This window comes from Lactococcus muris (assembly GCF_042849115.1).
In the GTDB taxonomy this organism is placed as follows: Bacteria; Bacillota; Bacilli; order Lactobacillales; family Streptococcaceae; genus Lactococcus; species Lactococcus muris.
In genome coordinates, this window is the sequence record NZ_BAAFQO010000021.1 from 1 (window position 1) to 11,667 (window position 11,667).

The window sequence follows — 11,667 nt, forward strand, 5'->3', positions numbered from 1 at the left end:
ATAACGATAGCTTTCCTTGGGTAGTGAATGGAGGCGTAGATTCACCTGGTTCATTTAACTTCTTTCATCATGCGAACGGACTCAAAACGGTAGTCATGCCTCAATCCCCAGCTATGCTCCTCCGCGACCAAGACGGCGCATGGACATCAAATCTTTAAAAACTCTGGGCAAACGAGACATTTTATTTGAGTCGTCGTGCGGAGCTGTGCAAGAAAACGTAGCTTATTTTTCCTTTATTTTTAGTTTTAAGTCAATAAGAACATAAGATTCAAGCAAGTTTCTTCCTTTCCTCATTCCTCTCCAGCCTTAAACTTTAGGCCTTTTACCTCGACTGCTCACTATTAGTATTCTTAGTCATAAGAAGGGAATGTGTGATTTAGAAAAATAACTTTGCTTGAACATCAAACAAAAAGAGTGCTATAATAGAGGGGTTAAGAAGAACAAAGCATAGAGGAGAATGATTATGAAATTCAAATTCAGTGGCCTTTCTTCATATGAGGAAAAAGAAATGCCAAACTTTATGGGAGAAGCAGAGTCACACACTGTCATCAAAGAGTTTGACAGCATGGAACAGGCCGTTCAGCATGTTGCTGCTCACAGCGGTTTTATGGTAACAGACAGTGGCAAGTTTGCTTTCCATGTCCGTACTATTACTCAAGTTGACTAATTAAACTTTACAAAACGTGCTCAAGGCATGTTTTTTATTTTTTTGAAAAGAGAACAGAGAGAGTTGTAACGTCATCTAAATTTTTGAGGCAGTCCTAAAGCATCTGCTTTCCTTTTTTTGTAAGACTTATAAGAAATTTGACTGCCAGAAAAATATAAAACGCTTACGCCGAGCTGGTTTTCAAGAAGTTTCTCTCAAAGCAATTTTTCTTTTCAAGTATTTGCATCTTTTTAGCGAAAATGAAAAAAACATGTTATAATGTCTAGGTATAACAAAAGAGCTTAACATGAGTTAATCTCGTTTTTATTTTGTCATTAATTTTTATTATTTGGAGGAATTCATGGACTATTCATGGACAGTGAAATATCTCACTGAATTTATTGGCACTGCGCTTTTGCTTATTTTAGGTAATGGTGCTGTAGCTAATGTCGAACTCAAAGGTACAAAAGCCTTTGGCCAATCTTGGTTGATTATTGCTTGGGGTTACGGTCTTGGTGTAATGTTGCCAGCTGTAGCTTTAGGAAATATTACAGCTCAGATCAACCCAGCCTTTACGCTTGGGCTTGCGGCATCAAACCTTTTCCCTTGGGAACAAGTACCTTTTTACATCCTCGCTCAACTTCTTGGAGCGATGTTTGGACAATTGATTGTCGTAATGGTTTACCGTCCTTACTATCTTAAAACAGAAAATTCAAATGCTATTTTAGGAACATTCTCAACAATCGATAACGTTGATGATGGGACAATCACTACGCATACAGGTGCCCTAATTAATGGCTTTTTGAATGAGTTCGTTGGGTCATTTGTGCTCTTCTTTGGTGCTATGGGCTTAACAAACCTTTATCGTGGGAGCGAATCGATCAAATGGATGACTGATTATGCAGCTAAACAAGGTGCGGACACAACAAGTGCTGATGTTACAGGACAAATCGCAGCATCAGTCTCAGGAGCAGCTTCATCCTCAGCAATCAGCCACGTTGTTCTTGGCTTCCTTGTTCTTGTATTGGTTGCTTCACTTGGTGGTCCTACAGGTCCTGGTTTGAACCCAGCACGTGACCTTGGTCCACGTATCTTGCACTCACTCTTGCCAAAATCAATTTTGGGTGAACATAAAGGGGATAGCAAATGGTGGTATTCATGGGTACCTGTTACAGCACCTATCCTTGCAGCTCTTGCAGCTGTTGCTTTATTCAAGATTATCTACCTCTAATGTTGAACTTTGACCTTCATCTTCGGATGAAGGTTTTATTATTTCAAATGCGGTGATTAAAAATTTGTAATTCTAAATCGAAAATAATTTGCTAAAATAAAACCATAGTCAAAAACAAAGAAATAAAAGCGACTAGGAGAGTAGGAGTGAAAGTTAGCACAGGGAGCTTGCGGATAGTGAGAGCAAGACTAACGGAAACTTTGAAAATGGCCTAGAAATCGCGTGGCAGTGAGTTCAGTTTTTGAATAAACTGTCAACGGAGTGGTTCTCGTTATTGAACACATTATTTTTGGAACAATCTTGTTTGTTACCAAAGATAGTTAGCAAGGTGTAGAAGGTTTTTTGTCATCTTTTACATGAATTAGAATGGTACCACGGCAGTTCGTTTCTATTATTTAGAGGCGGATTATTTTTTTGTTTTTGATTATTTATTGCACTTTATAAAAGGGAGAGGTCATTATGAAAAAGAAAACAAGAAACAGAGTTATTGCAGTTGTAGCAGTAGTAGTTGTCGCCCTTATCGGTTATTTCTCATTTTTCAAAAAAGAGGCTGTGGCAGATAAAACGGTCAAAGTCGGGATCATGTCAGGATCGAAAGAAAGTACAGAAATTTGGGATTCTGTTGCCAAGAAAGCGAAAGATCAGTATGGCATCAACTTAGAGTTTGTCCGTTTTACCGATTACAATCAACCTAATACTGCCTTAGTAAACGGTGATGTAGACATCAACGCATTCCAGCACTATGCTTTCCTTAATGAGTGGAATCAAGCCAACAAGGCTGACTTACAACCTATTGGTGATATCTTGATTTCACCTATCCGTCTTTACTCTAAAAAATATACAAATGTTCAAGATATCCCTAATAAGGGAACAATCGCTGTACCCAACGATACTTCTAATGAAAGCCGTGCCCTTCATGTTTTGGAAGGTGCAGGTCTGATTAAGTTAAATACAAAGGCAGGTGCTCTAGCGACGATCAAAGACATTACAGAAAATCCAAAGGACTTGACCATTAAAGAGTTGGATGGTTCACAAACTGCTTCAGCACTGTCTTCAGTTGATGCTGCCGTTGTAAACAATGACTTTTCTGTTCCAGCAGGATTGACAAGCAAGGAAGTTATTGCTACAGAGCCACTAAATAAGGATTCCAAGCAGTGGATTAATATCATTGTAGCCAAGAAAGAAGACAAGGATAATAAACTTTATCAAGATGTAGTCAAAGCTTATCAAACAAAAGAAACAGAAGATTTGTTTGCGAAACTCTATCCTGAAAAAGGCACAATTCCTGCTTGGAACTTGAACTTGAAATAATCACAGTAATGGAGAATGAGATGGCAATTATTGAACTGAATAATATCAGTGTTTCCTACGAAACCAAGAAAAACAAGGTGAATGCTGTAAAAAATACGACAATCCATATCGAAAGAGGCGATATTTTTGGCATTATCGGCTATTCAGGTGCTGGAAAGTCGACGATTGTCCGTACGATTAATCTCTTGCAAAAGCCAAGCTCTGGTGAAGTTAAAGTGAATGGCAAAGTTCTTTTCAAAGCTGGGGCAGACGGTAAAGATCAAGCAAACATCAAAGCAGCTGATTTAAGAAAAGAACGCCAAAAAATTGGTATGATTTTTCAGCACTTCAACTTGCTCAATGAGAAAACAGTTTTTGAAAACATTGAGTTTGCTCTCTTGCACAGTCCCTTGAAAGATAAAGAAAAAGAGGAAAAGATTCGTGAACTGCTTAAGTTAGTGAGCTTGGAAGAATTTGAAGATAAATACCCAGCACAACTTTCAGGAGGGCAGAAACAGCGTGTTGCTATTGCGCGTGCTTTGGCCAATGACCCGGAAATCTTGATTTCCGATGAGGGAACCTCAGCTCTGGACCCCAAAACGACCAATCAGATTTTAGATTTGTTGAAAGACCTGCAGAAGCGTCTGGGACTTACTATTGTCCTCATCACCCACGAAATGAATGTTGTGAAAGAAATCGCCAACAAGGTAGCAGTGATGCAAAATGGTGAAGTTATAGAGCAAAATAATCTCTTGGAAATCTTTGCTCATCCAAAAGAAAGCTTAACACAGCAATTTATTGATACAACCTCCAATGTGTCGCGTTTCATCCATTCTCTGACTGAAAATGATACATTTAGCGCCCTAGCAGAAGATGAAGAGCTAATCTATCTGAGCTACTATGGCAATCAATCCGGTGAACCAGCCATGTCTGAAATCACTCGTCAATTTGGTGTTGCGACTAATATTTTCTACGGTAATGTTGAGGTCTTACAAAATACACGTTTTGGTTCCTTGGTTGTAGCTCTGAAAGGAAAAGAAGAAGATCGCGTGGCTGCCAAGGCGTACTTGGCACAGCAAAACATTGAGTTTACAGTATTGAAAGAGCAGGTGAAATAGATGACAGAATGGTTTACAGAACATTTTCCTAATGTCGTAGCACTCGGTTTACATGGTGATACAGGTTGGCTAACCTCAATCACTGAGACACTTTTTATGGTCTTTTGGTCAGGTCTTTTTGGTGGCATATTAGGATTAATCTTTGGTGTAGCACTTGTTGTGACAAATGAGGAAGGAATAACACCCAACCGAGCACTTTATTCCTTTTTAGATAAATTTACTTCCATTTTCCGTGCCGTGCCCTTTATTGTTTTACTTGCAATTATTGCTCCCGTTACTCAAAAAATTGTGGGTACACAGATTGGGACCACAGCAGCGCTAGTTCCACTAACTTTAGGTGTCTTTCCCTTTTATGCCCGTCAAGTTCAAGTCGCTCTTGAAGGTGTGAACAAAGGTACAGTGGAAGCTGCACAGACTGTGGGTGCAAATTTTTGGGACATTGTATTTACTGTCTATCTACGTGAAGAACTTGGAAGCCTGATTCGTGTATCCACAGTGACAATCATCTCTCTGATTGGTTTGACTGCTATGGCTGGAGCCATTGGTGCAGGAGGTTTAGGGAATACAGCTATTGCCTATGGTTACAATCGTTTCTCTAATGATGTGACCTTCCTCGCAACCTTGCTTATCCTCCTTCTGGTCCTCTTGGTGCAAGTCATCGGAGACATCTGGGCGAAAAGTGTGACACACAAATAATATGAGCAGAGGAAATTTCGCCAAGTAAAAATTTCCTTTGATGGCGGCACTCCCGCAATTGTTTGGATTGTTGACGAGGCTTTAGAGAGTACTACTGGAGTTGCCGCTACTCTATAGAGGCCTCTCGTCCAGCTCTGAACGTCAATCAGTAGAAACTGTTCAATTCTGGTCTACACCTGTACAGCGAAACAAATACTCAAGCAACGTTATTGCTTGAGTATTTTGCTGTGGTTTACTCCATACTATGGCATTCTTTTTTATCAATTTTTTTGTAATTGCTATTTTGATGGATTAAAATATAGATTGAAGCAAGTATAGCGACAGTAGCAAAGAAATAAACAACCATATTTCCAGCATACCAGCCATAAGCTTCAACAAGCCAACCAATAACTAATGTTGCGATAACCTCTCCAATGATGTACTGACAAAACCCCATTGTACCTGTAGACATCCCGTTAGCGAACTTTGGTACAGCTTCGTTGACCATTAAGCCGACGATTGTCGCAGGAGCATATATAAATGTTCCCATGATGAGTAAAATAACAATAATGAGTGTGTGATCAGTTGCTGCAAAATAAGTAACCAGACACACTAACATCGCGATTAATGAAATTAATACCATGATGGCTCGACGTCCCTTAAGCAAATCTGTGATGAAACCGATGATTATGACTCCGGGAACAGCTGCTAATTCAAAGACTCCCGTCAGCCATTTTGCCGTAGAATTTTCAAACCCTTTAACGTTGACCAAATAATTTGGTATCCAGCTCATAATCCCGTAGCGTACAACATAAATAGAAAGTGAGGCCAAAATAACAGCCCAAATCAGCTTGTTTTTTACAATATACTCAAAGAAAATTTTGAAAATACTCTCTGTTGAAACGTCACCTTCAACGACTTCTCCGTCTTTGACTACAACCTTATCATCAGTATAATCCTCAATAGTGGGTAGCCCCCTAGTACTTGGGCGATCACTACCTAGGATAAGAACAAGAACTGCGATAGCAATGGAGACAATGGAAGCAGTCCAAAAGCTCCATTGAAGTGAGCCGCCAAAAAGCAAGGCGGATAAGTTGATGACAGCAACACACATAAATGCTCCTGCATTATGGGCAGACGACCAGATTGAAAACGCTGTTCCCCGAGCCATGATAGATCCAGTGCCCTTACGGCCAAACCAGAGACTGATTAAACGTTGACAAGCCGCCGCGCCCATCCCCTGCATGATAGAATTTAGGAACATCAAAAAGAGAATCATCCTAAAACTTTCTGTTGCGCCATACAATGCGTTTAGGATTGAGGAGACAATTAATCCCGTTGCGACATAGCGGTTAGGATTCGCGCGGTCTGCAAGTGTTCCCATGATAAGTTTAGAAATACCATAACCAATCCCAAACATGGAGAGGATTGTCCCGATTTGTCCCATCGAAAAACCATAGACTTTTGAAATATCATTTTGTTGAACTGTAAAAATGAGTCGAATAATGTAATAGCCGATATAAACAATAGATGTTGATATAAGCACACGCACTTGCCATATTTTATACAAGCGCTTTACGTTCTCTGCGGGGATTTTTTCTTCTGCATCTGGTGCGGGTTTTAAAAAATCTATCAATATGAAACCTCTTTCATTGTTTTGCATTCATTATACTTCACATTTGAGCAGAACAAAAGAGGTAATATTTTTTGTTTCTTTAATAATAAGAAACTTTATTTTGGAAAAATCTTGTTACTTAAAGCACCCGTTTAGCGTATGATGATGATGAATGTAAATAGAAATCAATGCTGAAAATAAAAAGAAGGTATACTTTAAGAAAAAAGAAATCCAACATAGTTTCAGAAATGATAAGAAAAAGCGGCTCTTTTTTGATAGGTTAAAGGGCAAGTCATTGAAGCAGCCACTCCGCAGAAAAGCAGAGAGCGATTAACTCTGAAGCGGAGGAAAGAAAGATTTTTCAAGGATTTATTTAGCTTATCACCAAGTCTGGATTGAAAAGTAGAATGCAGGTCTTTGGCTAAAAGTTTTCTCGGGAAAATGTATTGCAAAAAGTTGCAAAAGATGATTAAATAGTAAAAGTAAAACAGATTTGACAAAATCATCAGGAGGAAGCATGCAAAATAAGATTCGTGAATTTAGACAGGCGCAAAAACTTTCTCAGGAAGATTTAGCACGCATCGCTCATGTTAGTCGACAAACCATCAATGCAATTGAAAATGATAAATATGATCCCGAACTTCTGTTAGCTTTTAAGTTAGCCGAGATTTTAGGGACTAAAGTTGACGAGCTTTTTATTTTTCAGCTTGGAAACGTGAAGAAAAAAGAAGAAGATGTTTTCTGGTGTGAAAAATATCAATGCGTACTGTGGAAACGTGCAGGTGTTGAAAAAAGAGCAAACTGAACAGCAAAATAAAATGAAAAGCCTATGTAATAGTGTATAATTTATTTATAGGCTTTTTTAATACACAGCCAGCATTGATGCCTTTTGGTACACTTCTGGTTGTCAAGTCCTGCAGCCTCTCATGAGAGGTAAGCCCTAAACTATCAGGTTTACCTTTCAGCGCTGTGCGTTAGCGTCATTGTGACTAGAAGCGTTGAGGGGAGAGGGGCTAGTCTCTGTGAAATTACCCTATACTGCCGAAAGAAGGAACAAGGAATTATCATGAATATAAAACAGCTTCGCTATGTTGTGGCCATCGCTAATACTGGAACTTTTCGAGAAGCGAGTGAACAACTCTTTGTGAGTCAGCCGTCGATGTCTATCGCTGTTAAAGACTTAGAACAAGAGCTTAATTTCCAAATTTTTGAGCGTACAAATACAGGAGCAAGCTTGACGATTGAGGGTGAACGCTTCTATGAGCAGGCACAGGAAATTTTACGCAATTTTGAAGCTTTTGAGGCGAAGTATGCAAAGCCAAAAGAAACAGAGCGCCATTTTTCTGTCGCGAGTCAGCATTATGACTTTCTTGCGCCTGTTGGTGTAGAATTTTCCAAGAAAAATCCAGAAATCAAAAATTTCAGGGTTTTTGAGTCAACAACCTATAACATTTTACAAGAAGTTGCTCAGGGTCACAGCGAGCTTGGTGTTGTTTACCTAAACAAGCACAACCGTTCAGGCATCTTACGTATGCTGGACAAGCTTGAGTTAGATTACGAAGAACTTTTCATTTCGCAGACCCATATTTATTTAAGAAAAAATCATCCGTTGACACGTAAAAAGACGATCAAAACAAGTGATTTAAAAACTTTGGATCGTGTACGTTTTGCTCAAGAAAACGAGCAGTTTCTTTACTATTCTGAGGATTTAGTAGAAACTTTTGAAAACACTTTTATTTATAATGTGACTGACCGTGCTACGTTAAATGGTATACTGGAACGCACAGATGCTTATGCCACTGGTCTAGGTTTTATTGATAAGGCAAGTGTCCATAATGTTACAGTTGTTCCTATGGATGGGGATAATGTCAACAGTTTAATTTTGGTGAAGAAAAAAAGTCAACTTTTGACAGATGCAGCCAAATCCTATAAGAGAAGTTTAGAAGTTTATTTTGAGAAGTATAAGTTTTAACCGGCTTGAGTCTAGGCTAGAAAAAATATGAAAATTAGTGTAAAATAGAGCAGTATACAAATTTTGTAAAACATTTAACATAGGAGAATGCACATAATGGTAAAATTAGTTTTTGCACGTCATGGTGAATCAGAATGGAACTTGGCTAACCTTTTCACAGGTTGGGCTGATGTAGACCTTTCAGAAAACGGAACACAGCAAGCAATTGATGCAGGGAAGCTCATCAAAGAAGCAGGTATCGAATTTGATATTGCTTATACATCTGTGCTGAAACGTGCAATCAAAACTACGAACTATGCACTTGAATACTCTGACCAACTTTGGGTACCAGTGGTTAAAACTTGGCGCTTGAACGAACGTCACTATGGTGGCTTGACTGGCTTGAATAAGGCTGACGCTGCTGCTAAGCATGGTGATGAACAAGTTCATATCTGGCGTCGTTCATATGATGTTTTGCCACCAGCAATGCCGCATGATGACGAATATTCAGCACATGCTGACCGCCGTTATGCTAACCTTGAAGACAGTCTCATCCCTGATGCTGAAAACCTCAAAGTTACACTTGAACGTGCACTGCCATTCTGGGAAGATCAAATTGCTCCAGCCCTGAAAGATGGCAAGAACGTATTTGTTGGTGCACATGGTAACTCTATTCGTGCCTTAGTCAAACATATCAAACAACTCTCAGATGAGGAAATTATGGATGTCGAAATCCCTAACTTCCCACCACTTGTTTTTGAATTTGACGATAATTTGAACCTTGTTAAAGAGTACTATCTTGCACCAAAACAAGCATAAGTAACACGATAAAATCTGCCTTTGGCGGTTTTTTTCTTTTCTTCAAAAAATGTAAGGTAAAATACAGTTTAATATGATAAAATGTGTAGGTATGAAAATGACAAGTGAAAATTAGGATAGGTCCCATGTCTGAGAAAAGAAAAACACGAAACGAATTAAGCGGAAAAAAAGATAAAACACGGAAAGTATTGAAAAACCCAACCATGTTGGCATCAGGACGAGTAAAACTCCTCTTTTTTGTCATCACGGTTCTCTTTTTAGTTCTCATTGGCAAGCTTTACCATATGCAAGTTATGAACCAAAGCTTTTATGAGAGTAAGCAGTCTGGTGGAGCGGGCTCTTTACAGATAGTTCAGGGATCGCCACGAGGAAATATCTATGATGCGAAGGGAGTTCCCTTAGCAACAACGGAGCCGGTGGAAGCTATCGAGTATACACGCGGTCAGAACACTACAGCAGATGATATGCGTAAGATTGCTGACCGTTTAGTAGGCATCTTATCCTTGGACAATGATTTTGAACAGATAACTGAACGTGATAAAAAAGACTATTTCCTAGCTGATGCTGGTAACTTGAATAAAATCAATGCGCAGCTAACAAAGGAAGAAAAAACGGATAAAAGAGGAAATTTACTTACTGGTTCAGAGCTTTACAATGTTCAACTTAGCAAAGTGACTGCTGAGGATATAAATTTTAATGAACAGCAGATGTTTGCAGTTAAGCTCTTTAAAGAGATGAATGGTACTGCAGTTTTTAACACGACAGTTATTACCACAGGTAATCTTACTGCGGAACAACAGGCCTACATCGGTGAGCATGAAGGAGAACTTCAAGGGGTTTCTGTGGGGAACAGCTGGAACCGAAAATATGCAGATACAGTTCTTAAGCCACTTTTAGGTACAGTGACCACTCAGAAACAAGGAATTCCATCAAACTTGCTGGATGAGTATCTTAAAGAAGGCTTCCAACGCAACGACCGTGTAGGAACAGCTTTTTTAGAGAAAGGCTACGAGAAGTATTTACAAGGTACTCCTAAGATAAGCAAGGTAGTTACGGATAAGCAAGGGAATGTTACAGGAACAGAGGTAGAACAAAAAGGAAGTAAAGGGGACAACCTCAAGCTTACCATTGATTTGCAATTTCAAAATGCTGTGGATAAGATTTTAGAAGAACAGGTCAATGCTATGATTGCCGACGGCTTCGGAACTTATTCGCAAGGGGCTTACGCTGTTGTGCTGGACTCTAAGACAGGTGCTGTTTTGGCTTTGTCAGGACTTAAGCGTGATGAAACGACAGGGGCTCTTCAAAAAGATACAAATGGCACTTTCCAGTCTGCATTTGTACCAGGGTCAGTAGTGAAGCCAGCCACTCTAACAGCGGGATGGAATGCAAACGTGATAGCCAATAACCAGATGCTTTATGATATGCCTATCCAGTTGGCAGGTTCAAGTGCGATTACATCCTGGTTTACCAATGGCAGTCTCCCTATCAATGCTGTTCAAGCTCTAGAATATTCATCAAACACATACATGGTTCAAATTGCCCTCAAGATGCTGGGACAGCCTTATGTTCCTAATATGTCTGTGGATGATTCTAATAGTGTTGAGGCATTTAAGAAATTGCGCGAAACTTTTGCCTCTTATGGCTTAGGGACGTCAACTGGTTTTGATATTCCAGGTGAAGAAATAGGGTATTTGCCAGATGCAAATAAGACAAATGTCTCTAATCTGCTCATGGAATCTTTTGGACAGTTTGATACCTATACCCCTCTCCAGCTTGCAACATATGGTATGACTTTGGCGAACAATGGGGAGCGTCTGTCCCCTCATATTGTAGATGGAATCTATGAAACTGATTCTCAAGGGGGAATGGGTAATCTTGTTAAAAATATAACCCCAAAAATTATGGATAAAGTCAATATCACGCCAGAAAACATGGATGTCCTGCATTACGGAATGTATAAAGTAGTGCATGGGAACGAATTTGTTAACGGTCAGATTGGTGCAACGGGTTACTACATGCGTCCGTCACAAGGTGCTGAAGTTTCGATTTCTGCGAAAACAGGGACTGCCGAAGTACCTTATAAAGCACCAGATGGGACAACGATTCCAGTAACGGTTAATAATGTTGTTGCTTTTGCACCGACTGAAAACCCACAAATTTCCATCGGTGTTATGGTGCCACAAACAACTGTTAAAGAAGGAGGCGTAACCTCTAAGATAGGGCAAAATATCACACGTGAGATTACAAATCTCTATAATTCAATGTACCACTTCAAATAGAAAAATAAAAACTCTCAGTTTGTCATCAAGCTGAGAGTTT

10 protein-coding genes are annotated in these 11,667 nt (G+C 39.4%); 9 read left to right on the forward strand and 1 reads right to left on the reverse strand.

The genetic code is table 11. The features are described from left to right. Positions 1-463 precede the first annotated feature (463 nt). From ACGHCK_RS10330 to ACGHCK_RS10350, 5 genes are all read left to right on the forward strand, one after another. Positions 464-667: a hypothetical protein gene (locus ACGHCK_RS10330; protein WP_202229806.1), complete on the forward strand. Its 204-nt coding sequence runs from the start codon at positions 464-466 to the stop codon at positions 665-667. Between the two features lie 340 nt (positions 668-1,007). After that, positions 1,008-1,877 carry an aquaglyceroporin Gla gene (gene gla, locus ACGHCK_RS10335; protein ID WP_202229808.1) on the forward strand — a complete coding sequence of 290 codons (870 nt, stop codon included), beginning with the start codon at positions 1,008-1,010 and terminating at the stop codon, positions 1,875-1,877. A gap of 459 nt (positions 1,878-2,336) precedes the next feature. Further along, entirely contained in the window at positions 2,337-3,188 is an 852-nt protein-coding gene (locus tag ACGHCK_RS10340; protein WP_251422802.1) for a MetQ/NlpA family ABC transporter substrate-binding protein, read from the forward strand. Positions 3,189-3,208: 20 nt separating this feature from the next. After that, positions 3,209-4,285, forward strand: coding sequence for a methionine ABC transporter ATP-binding protein (locus tag ACGHCK_RS10345; RefSeq protein WP_251422799.1), 1,077 nt, complete (start codon positions 3,209-3,211; stop codon positions 4,283-4,285). After that, the gene (locus ACGHCK_RS10350) at positions 4,286-4,981 is read left to right on the forward strand and encodes a methionine ABC transporter permease (RefSeq protein ID WP_251422796.1); all 696 of its coding nucleotides are present in this window, start codon (positions 4,286-4,288) and stop codon (positions 4,979-4,981) included. It abuts the gene before it with no gap. A 232-nt stretch (positions 4,982-5,213) separates the two neighbouring features. Here the strand turns inward: ACGHCK_RS10350 and ACGHCK_RS10355 are convergent, their stop codons facing one another. Further along, positions 5,214-6,596, reverse strand: coding sequence for an MFS transporter (locus ACGHCK_RS10355; RefSeq protein WP_251422793.1), 1,383 nt, complete (start codon positions 6,594-6,596; stop codon positions 5,214-5,216). Positions 6,597-7,092: 496 nt separating this feature from the next. Between ACGHCK_RS10355 and ACGHCK_RS10360 the strand changes: the two genes are divergently transcribed. From ACGHCK_RS10360 to ACGHCK_RS10375, 4 genes are all read left to right on the forward strand, one after another. Beyond that, the gene (locus tag ACGHCK_RS10360; RefSeq protein ID WP_202229818.1) at positions 7,093-7,380 is read left to right on the forward strand and encodes a helix-turn-helix transcriptional regulator; all 288 of its coding nucleotides are present in this window, start codon (positions 7,093-7,095) and stop codon (positions 7,378-7,380) included. Positions 7,381-7,641: 261 nt separating this feature from the next. Further along, positions 7,642-8,547: a LysR family transcriptional regulator gene (locus tag ACGHCK_RS10365; RefSeq protein WP_271328236.1), complete on the forward strand. Its 906-nt coding sequence runs from the start codon at positions 7,642-7,644 to the stop codon at positions 8,545-8,547. A gap of 96 nt (positions 8,548-8,643) precedes the next feature. Beyond that, on the forward strand, positions 8,644-9,345 hold the full coding sequence (locus ACGHCK_RS10370) for a phosphoglycerate mutase (RefSeq protein ID WP_251422787.1): 702 nt from the start codon (positions 8,644-8,646) through the stop codon (positions 9,343-9,345). Positions 9,346-9,470: 125 nt separating this feature from the next. Beyond that, a complete protein-coding gene (locus ACGHCK_RS10375; protein ID WP_271328237.1) occupies positions 9,471-11,627 on the forward strand; it encodes a penicillin-binding transpeptidase domain-containing protein in 2,157 nt (718 codons plus the stop codon). The last annotated feature ends 40 nt before the right edge of the window (positions 11,628-11,667 follow it).